We start from the raw sequence: 16,653 nt of genomic DNA, 5'->3' as shown, positions 1-16,653 counted from the left end.
GCGAAGCATTTTTAGAGGCCATCAGGCTCTCCCATGACAAGTGACGTAGCAGTTCCCGTCCCGGAAGCGGTGGCGGCCAATGGGCATGGCGACGCCCACACCACCGCCGGTTTCGGCGCCCTGACGCTCGGCAGCATCGGCGTCGTCTATGGCGACATCGGCACCAGCCCGCTCTACGCGTTCCGTGAGGCGGTGATGGCAGCCTCGGGCGCTGAGGGGCTGCCGACGCCGGCCGCCGTGCTCGGCGTGGTCTCCCTGATCCTGTGGGCGCTCATCGTCGTGGTGACGCTCAAATACGTCGTGATCCTGCTCCGCGCCGACAACAACGGCGAGGGCGGCACGCTGGCGCTGATGGCGCTGGCCCAGCGCGCGGTCGGCACCGGCGGGGCGACCATCGTCCTGCTCGGCATCATCTCCGGCGCCCTGTTCTACGGCGATGCCGTGATCACGCCGGCGCTCTCGGTCCTGTCGGCGATCGAAGGCATGAAGGATGTCACCCTGACGTTCGAGCCCTACATCGTGCCGCTGACCGTGATCATCCTGGTTGGCCTGTTTGCCGTGCAGTCGCGCGGCACCGCCCGCGTCGCCGCCTTCTTCGGCCCGGTGATGTGCGTCTGGTTCGCGGTCATCGCGGTCGCGGCGATCCACCCCATTATCGTGCAGCCGCAGATCCTGCTCGCGCTGAATCCGCTCTATGCCGGGTCGTTCATGCTCCACCACGGCATCATCGGCTTCGTGACGCTGGGCGCGGTGTTCCTGGCGGTCACCGGTGCCGAGGCGCTCTATGCTGACCTTGGCCACTTCGGCAAGCGGCCGATCCAGACCGCCTGGCTGTTCATCGTGCTGCCGTCGCTGGCGCTGAACTATCTGGGGCAGGGGGCGCTCGTGCTCGGCGATCCCGGCGCGATCGTGAGCCCGTTCTTCCAGCTCTTCCCGCAAGGCTTCTTCCGCGGCAGCATGGTCGTGCTGGCGACCGCCGCGACCGTGATCGCGAGCCAGGCCGTCATCACCGGCGCCTATTCGCTTACGCGCCAGGCGATTCAGCTCGGCCTGCTGCCGCGCTTCGAAATTCGCCATACATCTGAAGCCCATTCCGGCCAGATCTTCATCCCGCGCATCAACCAGCTTCTGCTGGTCGCGGTGGTGCTGCTGGTGCTGCTGTTCCGCTCCTCCAGTGCGCTCGCCTCGGCCTATGGCATCTCCGTCACCGGCACCATGGTGGTCACGGCGATGATGGGCTTCGTCGTGATCTGGAAGGGCTGGCGCTGGAGGCCGCTTGCGGCCGCTGCGCTGATCGCCCCGTTCCTGTTCCTCGACCTGACCTTCCTGACCGCGAACCTGCTCAAAGTGTTCGAGGGCGGCTGGGTGCCGCTGGCGCTCGGCGCGCTCATGATCATCCTGATGTACACGTGGCGGCGCGGCAGCCGGCTGCTCTTCGAGAAGTCGCGCAAGCTCGAATTCCCGCTCGCCGACCTCGTCGCCATGCTGGAGAAGCGGCCGCCGCAGCGGGTGCCGGGTACCGCCGTGTTCCTGACCTCGGATCCGCTCAGCGCGCCGACCGCGCTGATGCATAGTCTGAAGCACTACAAGGTGCTCCATGAGAAGAACGTTATTCTCACCATCGAGACCGCGCAGACCCCGCGCATCGATCCGGCCGAGCGGGTGAGGCTGGAACAGATCTCGCCGACCTTCTCCAAGGTGACGCTGAAGTTCGGCTTCATGGAATCGCCCAACGTGCCGAAGGCGCTCGCCATCGCCCGCAAGCTGGGCTGGCAGTTCGACATCATGTCGACCTCGTTCTTCCTGTCGCGCCGGGCGCTGAAGCCCGCCGCCCATTCCGGCATGCCGCGCTGGCAGGACCGGCTGTTCATCTCGCTCAGCCGCTCCGCCAACGATGCCACCGACTATTTCCAGATCCCCTCGGGCCGCGTCGTCGAGGTCGGAACGCAGGTGACGATCTAGGCGGATCATCCAGGCCTAGGATTCAAAGCACACTTCAAGTCGCTGCGATTTAGCTTTAACTTGCGCAAGGCAGCTCAAGCCTTTGTAGCGCTTGATTTTTGGTGCCTGAGAGGCGAGGTTGCCGCCCGCCGGGATCGCCCCGGCAAGCTGCTCGCGACGTTGGAGGATGATGTGGCACATCAAGTACAGGATCTGACCCCGGACGAGGTCTCCAAGGGCGTCGCGGAAGGGCGTTATCTGCTCGTCGACGTGCGCGAGCCGAACGAGGTTGAGGCCGAGGCTTACCCCTACGGCGTCGTCGTGCCGCTCTCGACCTTCGATCCCAAGGCGATCCCCGATCCCGCCGGCAAGGAGGTCGTGTTCGCCTGCCGCTCGGGCAAACGCTCGGTGACCGCCTCGCTCGCGGCCCAGGCGGCGGGCCTGCCTTACGACAAGCATCTGGCCGGCGGCATGCTTGGCTGGAAGGCGGCGGGTCTTCCCAGCAAGGTCGGTGGCTGATCCGACCGATGTCCAAGAGCTCTTCGCTGAACAAGGTCTTTGCCGACCTTCCCGTCACCATCTTCGAGGCGATGTCGCAGGCCGCGCGCGACAACAACGCTATCAATCTCGGCCAGGGCTTTCCTGACGATCCCGGCCCCGAGGACATCCGCCGCGCCGCGGCCGAGGCCTCGCTGAACGGCTACAACCAGTATCCCTCGATGATGGGCCTGCCGGAGCTGCGCCAGGCGATCGCGACCCATTACGGTCACTGGCACGGCCTTAAGCTCGATCCGATGAGCGAGGTGATGGTCACCTCCGGCGGCACCGAGGCTTTGACCTCGGCGATCCTCGCGGTGGTCCAGCCCGGAGACGAAGTGGTCTGCTTCCAGCCGGTCTATGATTCCTATCTGCCGATCATCCGCCAGGCCGGCGGCATTCCGCGTCTCGTCCGGCTCGAGCCGCCGCACTGGCGGCTGAATGAGGACATGCTGAAAAGCGTCTTCAATTCAAAGACCAAGGCGGTGCTCTTCAACAATCCCCTGAATCCCTCCGCGGTGGTCTATCCGCGCGAGGACCTCGAGCTCTTGGCGCGCTACTGCCAGGAGTTCGACGTCATCGCGATCTGCGACGAGGTCTGGGAGCACGTCACCTTCGACGAGCACAAGCACATCCCGCTGATCACCATCCCCGGCATGCGCGAGCGCACCATCAAGGTCGGCTCGGCCGGCAAGATCTTCTCGCTCACGGGGTGGAAGATCGGCTTCGTCTGCGCCGCGCCGCCGCTGCTGCGGGTCGCGGCCAAGGTGCACCAGTTCCTGACCTTCACCACCGCACCGAACCTGCAGGCCGCCGTCGCCTATGGTCTCGGCAAGTCCGACGACTACTTCCTGTCGATGCGCAAGGACCTGACACGGAGCAGGGACCGCCTGACCCAGGGGCTCGAGAGCCTCGGCTTCCCCGTGCTGAAGTCGCAGGGCACCTACTTCCTCACGGTGGACCTGTCGCCGCTCGGGCTCAACGAGAGCGACACCGAGTTCTGCTGGCGCATCGTGAAGGACTACAAGGTCGCCGCGATCCCGGTCTCCGCCTTCTACGAGCAGGACGCGGTGACATCAGTGGTGCGCTTCTGCTTTGCCAAGAAGGACCAGACCCTCGACACCGCGCTGGAGCGGCTGTCGGACGCGGTGCGCGGACGCAAGAGGTAGGACACATGACGAATGTCAGCCGCGTCACGCTTTGCCTTGGTTTTGCAATCGCCGCCGCGCTGACGCTGCTTTCCGCCCCCGCAGGGGCCCAGGAGCGGGTCGTCAACTTCTACAACTGGTCCAACTACATGGCGCCGGACGTTCTGGAGGCCTTCACCAAGGAGACCGGCATCAAGGTGGTCTACGATACCTTCGATGCCAACGAGACGCTGGAGACGCGCCTGATGGCCGGCAAGTCCGGCTACGACGTCGTGGTGCCCACGGCCTACTTCCTGCAGCGCCAGATCAAGGCCAACATCTTCCAGAAGCTCGACAAGGCGAAGCTGCCGAACCTTAGCCATGCCTGGCCGATGGTGACCAAGAATCTTGCAACCTACGATCCCGGCAACGACTTCGCCGCTAACTACATGTGGGGCACCACTGGCATCGGCTACAACGTCGCCAAGCTGAAGCAGATCCTTGGGCCGGACGCCAAGATCGACAGCTGGGACATCGTCTTCAAGCCGGAGAACCTCGCCAAGTTCAAAGACTGCGGCGTCCATATGCTCGACTCCGCCGACGACATCTTTCCGGCGGCGCTGAACTATCTCGGGCTCGATCCGAACTCGACCAAGCAGGCTGACCTCGAGAAGGCCGCCGACGTCGTCGCAAAAGTCCGCCCGTCGGTGCGCAAGTTCCACTCGTCCGAATATCTCAGCGCGCTCGCCACCGGCGAGATCTGCTTCGTGGTCGGCTGGTCCGGCGACATCATGCAGGCCCGTGCCCGCGCGGCTGAAGCCAAAGGCGGCATCGAGATCGGCTACGCCATCCCGAAGGAGGGTGCGCAGATGTTCTTCGACAATCTCGCGATCCCCGCGGATGCCAAGAACGTCAAGGAAGCCTACGAGCTGATCAATTATCTCTACCGCCCCGAGGTCGCCGCCAAGAACTCGGACTTTCTGTCCTACGCCAGCGGCAACCTCGCCAGCCAGAAGCTGGTCGATCCGAAGATTTTGAACGACAAGAACATCTATCCGGACGATGCGACGCTCGCCAAACTGTTCGTCATCACCGCCCGAGATCCCGCCACCCAGCGCATCATCAACCGGCTCTGGACCAAGGTGAAGACGGGAAGGTGAGGAGCTCTGTCCTCGTCATTGCGAGGAGCGAAGCGACGAAGCAATCCAGAGTGTCGCCGCGGTGAGATTCTGGATTGCTTCGCTTCGCTCGCAATGACGGCGGCAAGAACCCCTACCGCCACCGCCGGTGCAGCCAGAGCCACTGCTCGGGATGCTCGCGCACCCAGCTCTCGACCACGCTCGTGATCGCCTGCGTGGTGCCCTGGATGTCGATCTTGCCGTCGGCATCGCGCACCGGCGGGATCTCTTCGGTCAGCTCCCCGGTGAAGCGGCCGCCGGGAAGGCGGATGATGCGGACGCCGTGGATGGGACATTCGACCTGGCGCAACAGGCGCGCCAGCATCGGGTTGGCGCGGGTCTTGCGGCCGAAGAAGGTGACCTCGACGCCGCCGGTCAGATACTGGTCGATCAGCATGGCAACGTGCTTGCCGTCCTTCAGCGCCTGCGCGAGCCGCAGGGGCGCATCGCGGCCCGCCGGGATCAGCGTGCCCATGTTGACCTGGCGCATCTCCTGGATGATGCGGTCGGCGGAGGCGATGTTCGGCCGGCGATAGAGGATCGCGGCCTCGAGCCCGTGCGCGACGGCGGCGAGCGCCGGCAGCTCCCAGTTCGACAGATGCGCGGCGAAGATCAGCGCCGGCTTGCCGTCGTCGCGGATCTGGTCGAACAGCTCGATGCTGCGCTTGGGCAATTCGATCCGGCTGTTTTCCGGATTGGCGCGGTCGTAGTCCCAGACCTGGTCCATATGGGCGAATTCGGCGCCGACGCGGCCGAGATTGTCCCACACGCCCATCAGGATCCGTTCGATCTCTTCCGGCGACTTCTCGGGAAAGGCCGCAGTCAGATTGGCGCGGCCGATGCGGTGCTCGCGCAGGCGCGGGCCGATCGTCTTCACGACGCGCGCGAAAAAGTCCGAGGTCTTGACCGGATCGAAATAGCGCGTGGTGCGCAGCATGCCGACGGTGGCCGCGCCAATCAGGCTGCCGCCGATCGACTTGGCGGCCTCCCGCGCGCGGGCCTTCATGCTCGCAGGAAGCGCCATGCGTCCGGTCAGGCCGGTTCGCGGGTCAGGATCAGCGAGGCGTTCTGGCCGCCGAAGCCGAACGAGTTCGACATGACCGCGGTGACGCGGGCATCGCGCGCTTTGTTGCCGACGACGTCGAACAGGATCGTGGGATCCGGATTGTCGTAGTTGATGGTCGGCGGGATGCGCTGATGCTCGAGCGTCAGCAGCGAGAAGATCGCCTCGACCGCGCCGGCGGCCGAGATGGTGTGGCCGACCATCGACTTGTTGGAGGTGACGGGAATCTTCGAGACGAGATCGCCGAACACGGCCGAAGTCGTGTTGTACTCCATCTTGTCGTTCTCGGGCGTCGCGGTGCCGTGCGCGTTGATGTGGTCGATCTGGTCCGGCGTCATGCCGGCATCGGCCAGCGTCTTGTTCATGCAGCCGATGATCGGCTTGCCGTCAGGCGAGGAGCGGGTGCGATGGAAGGAATCGGTGAGCTCGCCGCAGCCGGCGATCACACCGAGGATCTTTGCGCCGCGCGCGGTCGCCGCTTCGTAGCTCTCGAGCACGAGGGCGCCTGCGCCTTCGGCCATGACGAAGCCGTCGCGGTTCTTGGAGAAGGGGCGGGAGGCCGCCTGCGGCGGATCGTTCTGGGTCGACAGCGCCGAGAGAAGCGAGAAGCGCACCAGCGCTTCCGGATTCACGGTGCCGTCGGTCGCAACGCACAGCGCAGCATCGGTTTCGCCGCGGCGGATCGCCTCGACGCCGAGCTGGATCGAGGTTGCGCCCGAGGCGCAGGCGGTCGACAGCGAGATCGGCGAGCCCTTGGTGCCGAAGGTCTCGGCGAGATGGGCTGCGACCGAGCCGAACATGAAGCGGTGGTGATAGGCGCTGTACTTGCCGCCGCCGGAGATGCGCAAGAGATCGTCATAAGTGATGTCGAGCGCACCGACGGCGCGGCCGAGCTCGCGGCGCTGCGGCCATTCGACTTCGACCGGCGCGACCGCGAGGAAGAGGGGACCTGGAAAATCCGCCTTGGCGCCGATGCCGGACTGCTCGAGCGCTTCCTGCGTGACCAGCTCGGCCATCCGCTCGGACAGGGCGGTGGAGGAGAACGGATCGACGCTGACGAAATCGACGGTGCCGGCCATCGTGGTCTTCAGGCCGTCGACCGGAAAGCGCGTGATGGTGCGGATGCCGGATTCGCCGGCGACGAGCTTGGCCCAATTGTCGGCCTTGCCGGCGCCGAGCGAGGTCATGATGCCCATGCCGGTGACGACGACGACGGGACGCCCGAGTTTGTCGCGTGGTGCAGTCATGTCGATCCCCCGATAGAGCTACAGCGTTATCCGGCCAAAGCGCGGATGCGCTTCAGCCGACAGCCTCGACCAGCGCCATGCCTTCGCCGCGCCAGTGTCCGGCCCCCACCACCACAATCTGGGTGGGCGCCCCCTGCATTTCAATCTCGGTCCCCGTCGAATCGTTCGGCGGGAACAGCGCGCCGCGCGAGATCGAGAGCGCCGCGAGCGCGAGGCCAAGCGGGAATTGCGTTTCCATGGTGTGGCCGAACATCGTGCCGGTCGAGCGCACCGGGAAATCGGCATGGCCCATCAAGAAGCCGCGCTCTTCGCTGGTCGCGGGCTCCGCGCCGGTCGCACCGGTGATGATCGCGCCCTTGCCCTCGCGCCTGGGCAGCTTGTCCCAGAGCTTCTCCAGCGTCGCGGCCATGTCGCCGGGCTGCTTGCGCCGGGCGAGGTCGGCAACGACGCTCGACAGCTTGGCGAACGGCTTTGCGCCGCGCGCTTCGGCATGCGCCTTCGATTCCAGCACCAGGAAGGCGCCGGCCGAGCCGAGCGCGAAGCCGGCGTGGTCCTTGCGCGCCCAGACCGGAGCGAACTTGTCCTTCAGATTGAAGTCGCCGAATTCGTAGAGGACCAGCAGGTCCTTGCGCTCGCCATTGTGCGAGCCGCCGACGAGGGCGATGTCGCTCTCGCCCGAGGCGATGCGCGACAGCGCGATGCGCGCGGCATCGGCGCCCGCAACCTCTTCGCCCATGAAGGTGCGCGAGGTGCCACCCAAGCCGTGCACGATGGCGATGTTGCCGGCGAGAAGGTTGGAGAGCTGCGCCAGGAACAGGGTCGGGCGCAAATCGCTCATCAGGCGCTCGTTGAGGAAGCCGGGCGCATTCGCCCCTTTGGCCTCGGCCGTGAGCACGCCGCTGTCGACGTTGAGGTCGCGCTCACCGCCGCCGGCGGCGATCACCATGTCGATCTTCGACAGAATGTCCTTGTTGCCCTTGATTCCGGCCGAGTCGAGCGCGAGGCCCGCGGCATAGGTGCCGATGCGCTGCCAGGCCTCCATCTGGCGCTGGTCGCCCTTCTTCGGGATCTGGCTGTCGAAAGAGACCGGCATCAGCGGATGCACGATGCAGGGCGCAAAGCCCTTCTCGTCGACATTGATGCGCTTCTCCTGAAGCGCGGCCCAATTGGCGTCGAGGCCTTCGCCGAGCGAGGTCGCAAGTCCAATGCCGGTGATCCAGACTTCCGTCTGGCCGGGCTTCGAAGTGGTGTCGGTCATGGCGTTACGGCCTGTTGCGGAAAGCCGATGCGTTTGGCGAAGTCGTCCATGTAGCCGCGCATATCCGCATTGGGGAAAGGAATCTGCGTGAAGGTGAGCGTCGAATTCGCGCGCAGCTTGCCGCCGACCCGGATCTTGGCTTCGGTGATGGCGTAGCCCGACCCCTCATGGGCCAGCGTCGCCTCGATGCTCATGAGATCGCCGGGGAATACCGAGCCGCGGACCTTGGCCTCCTTCACGGCGGCCAGGATCGGCATGCGCTCGAACTTGAGCACGCCGAGCTGGAGCCAGCCCGAGGCCTGCGCCATCGATTCGATCAGTAGCACGCCGGGCATCAGGGGATAGCCCGGGAAGTGCCCCTCGAAGATGGTGCTCTCCTTGGGGACCTGGGCCTCGACGACAATCGTCTTCGCGTCGACGTTGAGGTCGACGACGCGATCGATCATGTGGAAATATTCGAGCCGCATGAGTGCGCGCTTAGGCGCTCGCGCCCTTGGCCGCAACCAGTTCGTCGATGCGGGCGCACAGATTCTTCAGCACGAAATACTGTTCCGTGGTCGCCTTGCCGTCATTGACCTCCTGGGTCCACTTTTCCAGCGGCAGCTTGATGCCGAACTGCTTGTCGATCGCAAAGGCGATATCGAGGAAATCGAGGCTGTCGATGCCGAGGTCATCGATGGCGTGGCTATCCGGCGTGATCGTGTCGCGCGGGATGTCGCAGGTTTCAGCGATGATCGTAGCGACCTGATCGAATGTGGAGGACATCACTAAGCCTTTGATATATTGCGGGTATTTGTCAGATTGTCCAGAGTGGAACGGTGGGTGGGCATCGCGCCCCGATGACGCCCTCAAACCCCCCTCTGGCCGGGTCGAAAGCCCGTATATCGGAGCGCCGCCCCGAGTTCAATGGAGCCGGACGGGCTGGGCGATAGGGCTGGGGATGCCTGCCGGAGCCCGTTTTGGCAGGGGGACCGGGGGCCTAGATCTGCGGCGTCGTGATCTTGACGCAGTCACGGCGGCCCATCAGCACGCAATCCTGAGTCCGGCGCAGGTCGGCGATGCTCACGGCGAGCCAGATCCCGATCGCGGTCAGCGCGATGGTGAAGGCGAGCGCCGCGATGTTGGCGAGCATGCGATTGCGGAAATCGTCCGGCTCGGGACGGGGCTGCTCGTAGCGCGACAGGTCGAGCGGCTCGGGTGCGATGCGCAAGGGCTGCACGGTGCCGCTGCCCCGGTGGACGGCGGGGGAAGGCGTGGTGCGCGGCCTGAACTGGAGCACCCGGTGCTCGTCATCCGAGCTTATGGGCCGCTGGGTTGTCATCGTGTGGGGATCACTCCGAAGCGCCGATTTTTGATAGCACACGTGGTGAAAGCGTTGCAGAAAATCTTCTCGACACGCACGCGCGTTGCGCCTTTGCATTATCCTTCATGAGGCTGCGAGCGATCGTGATGCGGGCCGTCAGCCCGGTGTCAGGAATGCACCCGTTGCGTTGCAGCAACCGACATCGGTCCTGCGCGCGCTCCCGTGAACAGCGGCTTGTGATCCCCATCATGGCTGAACGCATTTTGCCGCCGCGGCGCCCGTGCCATACTCGCGGGAACCCGGTTCGCCGGTCCAACGATGCGAGGGGCTCTTCGACCATGACCACCACCAACGCGCGCGAACCGAGAGTGCACCCGGTGCCGATCCTGTCGCTTCGGCCGACGCAGATGACGGTCGGCATGCGTGAGGTCAAGGAGAAGCGCAAGCGCTGGCGCGAGCACGACAAGAAGAAGCAGTCCGACCTGCTCGGCACCCACATGATTCCCGTCGTCTACGGCCCTGACGAGCGCTACTACGTGATCGACCATCACCACCTCGGCCGCGCGCTGCATGACGAGGGCATCAAGGAGGTGCTGGTGACCGTCGTCGGCGATCTCAGGATGGTCGAGCGCGAGGCGTTCTGGGGCGTGATGGACAACAAGCGTTGGGTCTATCCCTACGATTCCAAGGGCGAGCGGCGGCCGTTCCGCGATCTGCCGAAATCGGTCGTCGATCTCAAGGACGATCCGTTCCGCAGCCTTGCCGGCGAGCTCCGCCGCATGGGCGGCTTCGCCAAGGACACCACGCCGTTCTCGGAATTTCTGTGGGCCGACTTTCTGCGCCGCAAGCTGACGCGCAAGGCGGTCGACGCGAATTTCGACAGGGCGTTGGAGAAGGCGCTGGTCGCGGCGAAGAGCAAGGATGCGATCTATCTGCCCGGCTGGTGCGGACCGGCGTCGGACGATTAGGCGCGGACGCTCACGTCAATCGCGCTGGAAGATCTTGGCGCCGGGGTAGGCGCGGCGGGCGTAAGTGACGACCAGTGCGCGGTCCTGGGTGTCCAGGAAGGGCGTTCGGATCTGGCTCGATCCGACGATGAGATGCCAAAGCCCATTCAGCTTTCCGATGACGATCTTCATTTGAGTTGTCCTTGACGATTCCGCATTTCAGCCAGTGCTGTCGCGGCCGTCCTTCCATTCACGATCGTGATGCGGCTTGCAAAATTCCCGTGCGCAAGCAGCGCCAACACTTATTAGCTGGTTACCGCATGCGGCCCGATAAGCCGGATTTGATCACAGCCGCTTGAGCGAAATCATTTTCCGCGGCGACGAAACCGTCCTGAAACAGAGCGGTCCCATCTCTGTGGGGTAGTCGAGCCCACTCAGGAGGCGGACATGCGCCGTCTGTTTTTCGGAATTGCCTTGCTCGCGGTTGCTTCAGCGGGAATCTCGGCGTCGTTCGCCGCGGTCCATCACACTAGGTCGTTGACGTTCGCCGAGCGCTTTGCGCCGGCGCTCGACCTGATGGCGAAGCAGTAGCCGCAACGTACCTCGCGGCCGCGCGCGCAATGCGCGTGATCACTTCGGAGGCTGCTGGTCCGAAGACGACAGCAGCCGCTCCATCTCGGCTGCGGCCTCGCCGTCGCGCACCTTCTGCAACAGCGCGTGACGTTCGGCGCCTGCCGGCAGCTTCTTGGCTGCGGCACGCGCGTCGTTCGTGAACTTGTTCAGGCGTTCCTGGAGTGTCAGGGCCGGTCGCGTACGGTTGCGCTTCTTGGTCATGATTTACCCTTTCAGGCGCAAAGCAGACCATGCGCTGGCGCGCTCCGTCCTTAACTTTTGTTGGAACCCGGAATGCGGATTGCGGTTTCATCCGCGGCGGTGCCACGGCGCCATGAGTTCCATATCCAAGAGCGGAGCTAACCCAAGTGCCCAGCGACGCGATCCGCGAGGCGCTCATCAGACGCTTGCGCATTTCCTCAGCTATCTCGGAAGAGGACATCAAGGAGATCGAGGCCCTTCCGATCGTGGTCCGGCACTTTCCGGCCGAGACGACGGTGGTGGGCGATGGCGAGCGGGCGACCGATTGTTGCCTGATCGCCGACGGCTTTTGCGCGCGCTCGAAGACGATTGCGAACGGCAAGCGGCAGATTCTCTCGCTCCATATCCCTGGCGAGATCCCGGACCTCATGAGCCTGTTCCTGCACGTGATGGACCATGATCTATCGACGCTGACGCCGGCGACGCTCGGTTTCATCAGCCACGAGACGCTGCAAAAGCTGCATCGGCGTAGCCCCTACGTGGCCGAGATGTTCTGGCGCGACACGCTGATCGACGCTGCGATGTTCCGCGAATGGATCGTCAATGTCGGCCAGCGCCCGGCTCCTGCGCGCCTGGCCCATGTCATGATCGAGTTGCGCGAGCGCCTGCGGCTGATTGGACGACTGGACGGGAACAATTTCGAGATGCCCCTGACGCAGGAACAGATCGGTGAAGCCCTGGGCATCACCGCGGTGCATGCCAACAGGGTGATCAAGCAGTTGCGGCGAGAGGGCATTGTCGAACTCAATCGGGGGCGCGTCACCGTGCTCGATGAGCGGAAATTTCAGGAACTAGCGGATTTCGACGGCCGTTATCTTCATCAGTCGCCAAACCTTTGAGGAGCTCGATGCCGCGATTCCACTTCGACATTCACGAGGACAGCCGCCTCATCACCGATGAGGACGGGCAGAACTTTGCGAGTGTCGAGGGGGCACGCAAGGAAGCAATGATGACCGGTGCGTCCATTGCCCGCGAGGCCTTCGTGGCCGGCAGCGCCGACCATGTCGTCGTGGACGTGCGCGAGAACGACCATGCGCCTTGCCTGAAGATCTCGATCACGCTCGAAGTGGAAGAGCCGACGGACCGATAGTTCCGACATCCCGCGCGAGACGCGCTGGACGCGCAATTGTTCCTTTCAAACGCAAACTTATATGCCGGCTCACCATAACGCAGGTTAGCGACATCAGCGCTGTCGGGGCGCACCGTGGAAGCCAGAAGGAGGTTTCCATGACGAAGAAGCGTAATCGCCGCAAGCAGACAGTCTCTTTCGACGATCGATTGCAGCAGGCGGCAAGCGATGCGCGTCGGGCCGCGGTCAATCTTCCACAAGGCGAAGAACGCGACGGCATGCTGCGGCGGGCGCGTCAGGCGGAGATGGCGCGGCGTATCACCGGATGGCTTGCCTCGGCCGGCGAGCCGTTGCCGAAATGAGCGAGCCAGCGGACAGCATGGATCGCAAGGCGGCATGTCTGATGCAAGCGGCCGCCTGCCGTGAAGAGGCGATGGCCGATCCCCTCAATCACGATTATTGGGTCGACCAGACGATCAAATGGCTGGAGCTGGCGCATGCGCCTGCGAACCATGTCGTCGTGACCATCGAGCTGCGGCCGGCCATACGGAGCCTCGCCGCCGAGTAAGCGGGTGTGCCGCGAAGCTGCGATGCAAGTTCAAAACAGAAAGAGCGTGCTGCCGGCCGCGACGAGGACGATCATGCCGGTCACGACCATCACGACGCAGGCGCGTTCAAAAACTGACATGTCTCAATCCCCCTAATTCAATGGGGGGACGATGCCCGCAGCGCGGCCGAAGGTCGCTAACCCAGGATAATGCGGACAACAAATAGGAACGCCGACATCACGGTGGCGTCGGTCATGTGCGGCCGGCTTTCCCACCCGGCTGGCTGGTCGCGCCTTCAGCGGCGGTCCCGGCGCAGTACTCGCGCCGGGGCCGTCCAATTCCCGAGCGAGGTCACGATCGATGCGCCGATATCATTTCGATCTGGTCAACACTGACCATGTCACCGACGCCGGCGGCGCTATCCTCGACCATGACAATCAGGCCAGGAAGATCGCGCATGACCTTGCCCAGGGTGTGCGGGACACGCGCCCCGAATTGATCGGACGTGGTTATCAGATTTCAGTCAGGGCGGACAACGGCAGCGAGGTCTGTCGCGTTGCTATTGATCCCGGGAAGGAGGACGACAGTTAGCTTGCCGTCCCAATCCCCTCGGGAAAAGCTGTTCTGCCCCGGCTTGGACGGTCCCGAAAAATAACATAGGTTATTGATGAGATTGGCTCGGGCGCGGCTTATCGCAGGGAGGCGATCCCGTGAACCCGCTGGTCCGAAAACTCGAACATTTCGTGCGCCTGTCGCCCGACGACCGGGCCATGCTCCAGCGCGCCGCTTTGGAGCGGGTGCGCAACTTCCCCGCCCGCGTCGATATCACCCGCGAGGGCGACCGTCCGCGGGACGTGCATCTGATCCTGTCGGGATGGGCCTGCCGTTACAAGCAGCTCGAGGACGGCCGCCGCCAGGTCGTGTCGTTTTTCCTGCCAGGCGACATGTGCGATCTCAACGTCTTCATCCTGAAGGAGATGGATCACTCGATCGGAACCATCACGTCGGTCGCCGTCGCCGATCTCTCGCGCGAGTTCTTCGACGAGATCAGCGCGGGATATCCGCGCATCGCTACCGCTCTGTGGTGGGAGACGCTAGTGAGCTCGGCGATCCAGCGCGAATGGACCATGAATCTCGGACAGCGCACGGCGTCCGAACGGATGGCGCATCTCTTGTGCGAGATCTTTTTCCGCCTTCACCTGACCGGCCTTACCGAAGATGCGAGCTGCGACTTTCCGTTGACGCAGGCGGATCTGGCCGATGCCACCGGTCTTTCCAAGGTCCATGTCAATCGCACGCTGCAGGAGCTGCGCGCGGCCGAGCTCATCGTCCTGAAGGGCAAGACGTTGACGGTGCCGAGCCTGGAACGGTTGATGGACACCGGGCTGTTCAACTCGAACTATCTTCACATGGAGCACGAGGGACGTCAGCTCGACTCCAACGAGTGATCGAGTCCTCCCCACTGCTTGCGGCCATTATTCCCCGATGGCCGACGCCCTCGAAAAACTCCCTGCGAATAGGAACACAATTAACATAGGTTACTTTACCCGGCAGGCTCCCAAGCAGCGGGTTGGCTATGCCGAGATTCTACTTCAACGTCTCGAATGGCGAACGGTTGAGCGACCGGGACGATCTTGGTCAGGAACTTCCGGATCGGGAGGCGGCCTGGGAAGTGGCAACGCGCTACGCCGCCGACAGCCTGCGCGACCTCGACGGCGAGTTGCAGCCGGATGACGACTGGCGGCTGGAAGTGCAGACCGAAGACGGCGCATGCATCTTCCAGATATCGATACGCGCAATCCTCGGCTGAGGAGCGGCTGGCCGGCGGTCTGGCCGCGTTGTATCGATGAACCAGGACCGTCTTCGCGGCTCGTTCTAGACTCCATTGCTGCCGAGCATGTCCCGGCTCGGATTGAAGCCTGCGTCCTCATGGCACGCGGGCCCTTGATATGCCGCAAATTGATATCCGCGCAGGCCGCTACGGTCATGGCGCATGAGGGGCGAGCCGGCATCATGTCCGATGGCGGGCGGCGAACGGGCTCCGGATCATGCCGAGTTGATGCCGATCTGGAGACGCCACCATGAGCCTGATCCTTCGCCTCTTGTTTGTTCTCGCCGGCGCCGTCACCGCGCTGTTCGTTGCGCGGGATGCGCTCAACTTCAGCATCATCCAGACCTTCGTTGCCGTCCTGCTCATGACGGCCGTCGTGCTCGCCGCGGGCCTCTGGAGCGCGCGGCGGAAGACGTGAGCGCGGGAGCTTGTTCTAGCTCTGATCGTCGTGGCGTAAATTCGGCGGCGCGTCCTTGCCGCCGAGCGCGCGATGCAGCCAGTGCTCGGTGCGGTTGCCGACCGTGAGGATCAGGAAGGCCATCGTCAGCGCCGTGCCGACGATCGGCCACTGGCCGGCACCGCAGGCGATGCCGAGACAGGCGGCGAGGAAAGTGCAGGCCGCGCTGGTGAGGCCGCGCACGCGAAACCGTCGGCTCTCATGGACGATGACGCCGGCGCCAAGGAAGCCGATGCCGGTGAGGATGCCCTGGATGACGCGGCTCGTCGCATCGCTGATCTTGCCGGGCTCGGCGAACTGCATAGCCAGCAGCACCACCGTGGCGGTGGACAGGCCGACGATGCCGAGCGTCTTCAGCCCGATCGGCTTGCCATGCAGGTCGCGATTGAGGCCGATGGCACAGCCAGCCAGGGTGGCGATGCCGAGGCGAAGCAGAATCTCCGGCCAGCCCAGCTCTGTCATTTCTTCGGCAGCCGTCCCATCAGATAGAACTCCTCGTTCGGCCGCATGCCGGTGAAATTCGCCAGGCGATTCGACAGCGCGAAGAAAGCCGAGATCGCGGCGATGTCCCAGATGTCGTCGTCACCGAAGCCGTGCGGCGCAAGCGTTGCGAAATCATCCTCCGAGACGCTCTGTGCGTCGGCCGAGACCTTCATCGCGAAATCGAGCATCGCCTTCTGCCGCGGCGTGATGTCGGCCTTGCGGTAGTTCACCGCGACCTGGTCGGCGATCAGCGGGTTCTTGGCGCGGATGCGCAGGATCGCGCCATGGGCGATCACGCAATACTGGCACTGGTTGGCCGCCGAGGTCGCCACCACGATCATCTCGCGCTCGGCCTTGGTGAGGCCGCCGTCCTTCTCCATCAGCGCGTCGTGATAGGCGAAGAAGGCGCGGAACTCATCCGGCCGGTAGGCCAGCGTGAGGAACACGTTCGGCACGAAGCCGCTCTTCTCCTGCACGGCGAGAAGTCGCGTGCGGATGTCGTCGGGCAGCGTGTCGAGGGCGGGAGCGGGGAAGCGTTGCGCGGCGGGTTTTGTCATGGCCATGGATTTCCGGCTTGGGGGCGGGAAACATAGTCCATGCGGGCGGGCGCCTCAACGCGCTTTCTGCAATGCCAGTTGAAGAAGCGGCGCCGTCGCCCATACTCCGTCATTGCGAGCGCAGCGAAGATTCCATGGGGAGTGGATAGCGACCGGGTCTGAGGCCAGACTGAGGTTGCTGAAGCACTCAACCTGGAGACAACGATGTTGTTCGATCATCTTTCCGACGGACCG

24 protein-coding genes are annotated in these 16,653 nt (G+C 64.2%); 14 read left to right on the top strand and 10 right to left on the bottom strand.

Features of this window, described 5'->3' with window-relative positions; all coding sequences use genetic code 11:
* Positions 1-33: 33 nt before the first annotated feature.
* The 4 genes from RAD16_RS26450 (at position 34) to RAD16_RS26435 (ending at position 4,765) form a co-directional block, all read left to right on the top strand.
* On the top strand, positions 34-1,962 hold the full coding sequence (locus tag RAD16_RS26450; protein WP_458160770.1) for a potassium transporter Kup: 1,929 nt from the start codon (positions 34-36) through the stop codon (positions 1,960-1,962).
* A 171-nt stretch (positions 1,963-2,133) separates the two neighbouring features.
* The gene (locus tag RAD16_RS26445) at positions 2,134-2,460 is read left to right on the top strand and encodes a rhodanese-like domain-containing protein (RefSeq protein ID WP_220007747.1); all 327 of its coding nucleotides are present in this window, start codon (positions 2,134-2,136) and stop codon (positions 2,458-2,460) included.
* Between the two features lie 8 nt (positions 2,461-2,468).
* Positions 2,469-3,647 carry an aminotransferase gene (locus tag RAD16_RS26440; RefSeq protein WP_458160769.1) on the top strand — a complete coding sequence of 393 codons (1,179 nt, stop codon included), beginning with the start codon at positions 2,469-2,471 and terminating at the stop codon, positions 3,645-3,647.
* 5 nt (positions 3,648-3,652) lie between these two features.
* Positions 3,653-4,765 carry a polyamine ABC transporter substrate-binding protein gene (locus tag RAD16_RS26435; protein WP_458160768.1) on the top strand — a complete coding sequence of 371 codons (1,113 nt, stop codon included), beginning with the start codon at positions 3,653-3,655 and terminating at the stop codon, positions 4,763-4,765.
* Positions 4,766-4,877: 112 nt separating this feature from the next.
* Here the strand turns inward: RAD16_RS26435 and RAD16_RS26430 are convergent, their stop codons facing one another.
* The 6 genes from RAD16_RS26430 to RAD16_RS26405 form a co-directional block, all read right to left on the bottom strand.
* Positions 4,878-5,807, bottom strand: a complete 930-nt coding sequence (locus RAD16_RS26430; protein ID WP_458160767.1) for a lipid A biosynthesis lauroyl acyltransferase — start codon at positions 5,805-5,807, stop codon at positions 4,878-4,880.
* Between the two features lie 8 nt (positions 5,808-5,815).
* Entirely contained in the window at positions 5,816-7,093 is a 1,278-nt protein-coding gene (locus RAD16_RS26425) for a beta-ketoacyl-ACP synthase (RefSeq protein WP_458160766.1), read from the bottom strand.
* A 52-nt stretch (positions 7,094-7,145) separates the two neighbouring features.
* Positions 7,146-8,351, bottom strand: coding sequence for a beta-ketoacyl-ACP synthase (locus tag RAD16_RS26420; RefSeq protein WP_458160765.1), 1,206 nt, complete (start codon positions 8,349-8,351; stop codon positions 7,146-7,148).
* Entirely contained in the window at positions 8,348-8,818 is a 471-nt protein-coding gene (locus RAD16_RS26415; RefSeq protein WP_458160764.1) for a 3-hydroxyacyl-ACP dehydratase FabZ family protein, read from the bottom strand. Before RAD16_RS26415 ends, RAD16_RS26420 begins: the two co-directional genes overlap by 4 nt.
* A gap of 10 nt (positions 8,819-8,828) precedes the next feature.
* The gene (locus RAD16_RS26410; RefSeq protein WP_007592476.1) at positions 8,829-9,116 is read right to left on the bottom strand and encodes an acyl carrier protein; all 288 of its coding nucleotides are present in this window, start codon (positions 9,114-9,116) and stop codon (positions 8,829-8,831) included.
* Between the two features lie 214 nt (positions 9,117-9,330).
* Positions 9,331-9,672 carry a hypothetical protein gene (locus RAD16_RS26405; protein ID WP_458160763.1) on the bottom strand — a complete coding sequence of 114 codons (342 nt, stop codon included), beginning with the start codon at positions 9,670-9,672 and terminating at the stop codon, positions 9,331-9,333.
* A 320-nt stretch (positions 9,673-9,992) separates the two neighbouring features.
* On the opposite strand from RAD16_RS26405, the gene RAD16_RS26400 reads away from it, so the two are divergent.
* Entirely contained in the window at positions 9,993-10,622 is a 630-nt protein-coding gene (locus RAD16_RS26400; protein WP_458160762.1) for a ParB-like protein, read from the top strand.
* A gap of 15 nt (positions 10,623-10,637) precedes the next feature.
* Here RAD16_RS26400 and RAD16_RS26395 read toward each other — a convergent pair whose 3' ends face one another.
* Positions 10,638-10,793 carry a hypothetical protein gene (locus RAD16_RS26395; RefSeq protein WP_458160761.1) on the bottom strand — a complete coding sequence of 52 codons (156 nt, stop codon included), beginning with the start codon at positions 10,791-10,793 and terminating at the stop codon, positions 10,638-10,640.
* 255 nt (positions 10,794-11,048) lie between these two features.
* Here RAD16_RS26395 and RAD16_RS26390 point away from each other — a divergent pair, with 255 nt between their 5' ends.
* The gene (locus tag RAD16_RS26390; protein ID WP_458160760.1) at positions 11,049-11,192 is read left to right on the top strand and encodes a hypothetical protein; all 144 of its coding nucleotides are present in this window, start codon (positions 11,049-11,051) and stop codon (positions 11,190-11,192) included.
* A gap of 39 nt (positions 11,193-11,231) precedes the next feature.
* Here the strand turns inward: RAD16_RS26390 and RAD16_RS26385 are convergent, their stop codons facing one another.
* Positions 11,232-11,435 (bottom strand): hypothetical protein, encoded by a 204-nt coding sequence (locus tag RAD16_RS26385; RefSeq protein WP_458160759.1) that lies wholly within the window; start codon positions 11,433-11,435, stop codon positions 11,232-11,234.
* Positions 11,436-11,581: 146 nt separating this feature from the next.
* On the opposite strand from RAD16_RS26385, the gene RAD16_RS26380 reads away from it, so the two are divergent.
* The 8 genes from RAD16_RS26380 (at position 11,582) to RAD16_RS26345 (ending at position 15,340) form a co-directional block, all read left to right on the top strand.
* A complete protein-coding gene (locus RAD16_RS26380) occupies positions 11,582-12,313 on the top strand; it encodes a Crp/Fnr family transcriptional regulator (RefSeq protein WP_458160758.1) in 732 nt (243 codons plus the stop codon).
* An 8-nt stretch (positions 12,314-12,321) separates the two neighbouring features.
* Positions 12,322-12,564 carry a DUF6894 family protein gene (locus RAD16_RS26375; RefSeq protein ID WP_458160757.1) on the top strand — a complete coding sequence of 81 codons (243 nt, stop codon included), beginning with the start codon at positions 12,322-12,324 and terminating at the stop codon, positions 12,562-12,564.
* A 137-nt stretch (positions 12,565-12,701) separates the two neighbouring features.
* Positions 12,702-12,905: a hypothetical protein gene (locus tag RAD16_RS26370; RefSeq protein ID WP_458160756.1), complete on the top strand. Its 204-nt coding sequence runs from the start codon at positions 12,702-12,704 to the stop codon at positions 12,903-12,905.
* On the top strand, positions 12,902-13,111 hold the full coding sequence (locus tag RAD16_RS26365; protein WP_458160755.1) for a hypothetical protein: 210 nt from the start codon (positions 12,902-12,904) through the stop codon (positions 13,109-13,111). The genes RAD16_RS26370 and RAD16_RS26365 overlap by 4 nt, the downstream gene beginning before the upstream one ends.
* A 340-nt stretch (positions 13,112-13,451) precedes the next feature.
* Positions 13,452-13,682 carry a DUF6894 family protein gene (locus RAD16_RS26360; protein WP_458160754.1) on the top strand — a complete coding sequence of 77 codons (231 nt, stop codon included), beginning with the start codon at positions 13,452-13,454 and terminating at the stop codon, positions 13,680-13,682.
* 119 nt (positions 13,683-13,801) lie between these two features.
* The gene (locus RAD16_RS26355; protein ID WP_458160753.1) at positions 13,802-14,539 is read left to right on the top strand and encodes a Crp/Fnr family transcriptional regulator; all 738 of its coding nucleotides are present in this window, start codon (positions 13,802-13,804) and stop codon (positions 14,537-14,539) included.
* A gap of 128 nt (positions 14,540-14,667) precedes the next feature.
* The gene (locus RAD16_RS26350; protein WP_458160752.1) at positions 14,668-14,901 is read left to right on the top strand and encodes a DUF6894 family protein; all 234 of its coding nucleotides are present in this window, start codon (positions 14,668-14,670) and stop codon (positions 14,899-14,901) included.
* A 271-nt stretch (positions 14,902-15,172) separates the two neighbouring features.
* Complete coding sequence (locus RAD16_RS26345) at positions 15,173-15,340, top strand: hypothetical protein (RefSeq protein ID WP_458160751.1); 168 nt, start codon at positions 15,173-15,175, stop codon at positions 15,338-15,340.
* Positions 15,341-15,355: 15 nt separating this feature from the next.
* Here RAD16_RS26345 and RAD16_RS26340 read toward each other — a convergent pair whose 3' ends face one another.
* Positions 15,356-15,841, bottom strand: coding sequence for an MgtC/SapB family protein (locus tag RAD16_RS26340; protein ID WP_458160750.1), 486 nt, complete (start codon positions 15,839-15,841; stop codon positions 15,356-15,358).
* Entirely contained in the window at positions 15,838-16,419 is a 582-nt protein-coding gene (locus RAD16_RS26335) for a peroxidase-related enzyme (protein ID WP_458160749.1), read from the bottom strand. The genes RAD16_RS26340 and RAD16_RS26335 overlap by 4 nt, the downstream gene beginning before the upstream one ends.
* Between the last annotated feature and the right edge of the window lie 234 nt (positions 16,420-16,653).

This window comes from Bradyrhizobium sp. 18BD (genome assembly GCF_054185225.1).
This window is presented reverse-complemented; position numbering and strand designations above follow the sequence as displayed.

Coding starts and splice junctions, on each gene's coding strand:
- RAD16_RS26340 (WP_458160750.1), bottom strand. CDS start 15,841: ATGACAGAGCTGGGCTGGCCGGAGATTCTGCTTCGCCTCGGCATCGCC.
- RAD16_RS26440 (WP_458160769.1), top strand. CDS start 2,469: ATGTCCAAGAGCTCTTCGCTGAACAAGGTCTTTGCCGACCTTCCCGTC.
- RAD16_RS26360 (WP_458160754.1), top strand. CDS start 13,452: ATGCGCCGATATCATTTCGATCTGGTCAACACTGACCATGTCACCGAC.
- RAD16_RS26425 (WP_458160766.1), bottom strand. CDS start 7,093: ATGACTGCACCACGCGACAAACTCGGGCGTCCCGTCGTCGTCGTCACC.
- RAD16_RS26405 (WP_458160763.1), bottom strand. CDS start 9,672: ATGACAACCCAGCGGCCCATAAGCTCGGATGACGAGCACCGGGTGCTC.
- RAD16_RS26385 (WP_458160759.1), bottom strand. CDS start 11,435: ATGACCAAGAAGCGCAACCGTACGCGACCGGCCCTGACACTCCAGGAA.
- RAD16_RS26420 (WP_458160765.1), bottom strand. CDS start 8,351: ATGACCGACACCACTTCGAAGCCCGGCCAGACGGAAGTCTGGATCACC.
- RAD16_RS26395 (WP_458160761.1), bottom strand. CDS start 10,793: ATGAAGATCGTCATCGGAAAGCTGAATGGGCTTTGGCATCTCATCGTC.
- RAD16_RS26450 (WP_458160770.1), top strand. CDS start 34: ATGACAAGTGACGTAGCAGTTCCCGTCCCGGAAGCGGTGGCGGCCAAT.
- RAD16_RS26415 (WP_458160764.1), bottom strand. CDS start 8,818: ATGCGGCTCGAATATTTCCACATGATCGATCGCGTCGTCGACCTCAAC.
- RAD16_RS26365 (WP_458160755.1), top strand. CDS start 12,902: ATGAGCGAGCCAGCGGACAGCATGGATCGCAAGGCGGCATGTCTGATG.
- RAD16_RS26400 (WP_458160762.1), top strand. CDS start 9,993: ATGACCACCACCAACGCGCGCGAACCGAGAGTGCACCCGGTGCCGATC.
- RAD16_RS26390 (WP_458160760.1), top strand. CDS start 11,049: ATGCGCCGTCTGTTTTTCGGAATTGCCTTGCTCGCGGTTGCTTCAGCG.
- RAD16_RS26345 (WP_458160751.1), top strand. CDS start 15,173: ATGAGCCTGATCCTTCGCCTCTTGTTTGTTCTCGCCGGCGCCGTCACC.
- RAD16_RS26370 (WP_458160756.1), top strand. CDS start 12,702: ATGACGAAGAAGCGTAATCGCCGCAAGCAGACAGTCTCTTTCGACGAT.
- RAD16_RS26430 (WP_458160767.1), bottom strand. CDS start 5,807: ATGGCGCTTCCTGCGAGCATGAAGGCCCGCGCGCGGGAGGCCGCCAAG.
- RAD16_RS26350 (WP_458160752.1), top strand. CDS start 14,668: ATGCCGAGATTCTACTTCAACGTCTCGAATGGCGAACGGTTGAGCGAC.
- RAD16_RS26410 (WP_007592476.1), bottom strand. CDS start 9,116: ATGTCCTCCACATTCGATCAGGTCGCTACGATCATCGCTGAAACCTGC.
- RAD16_RS26335 (WP_458160749.1), bottom strand. CDS start 16,419: ATGACAAAACCCGCCGCGCAACGCTTCCCCGCTCCCGCCCTCGACACG.
- RAD16_RS26435 (WP_458160768.1), top strand. CDS start 3,653: ATGACGAATGTCAGCCGCGTCACGCTTTGCCTTGGTTTTGCAATCGCC.
- RAD16_RS26375 (WP_458160757.1), top strand. CDS start 12,322: ATGCCGCGATTCCACTTCGACATTCACGAGGACAGCCGCCTCATCACC.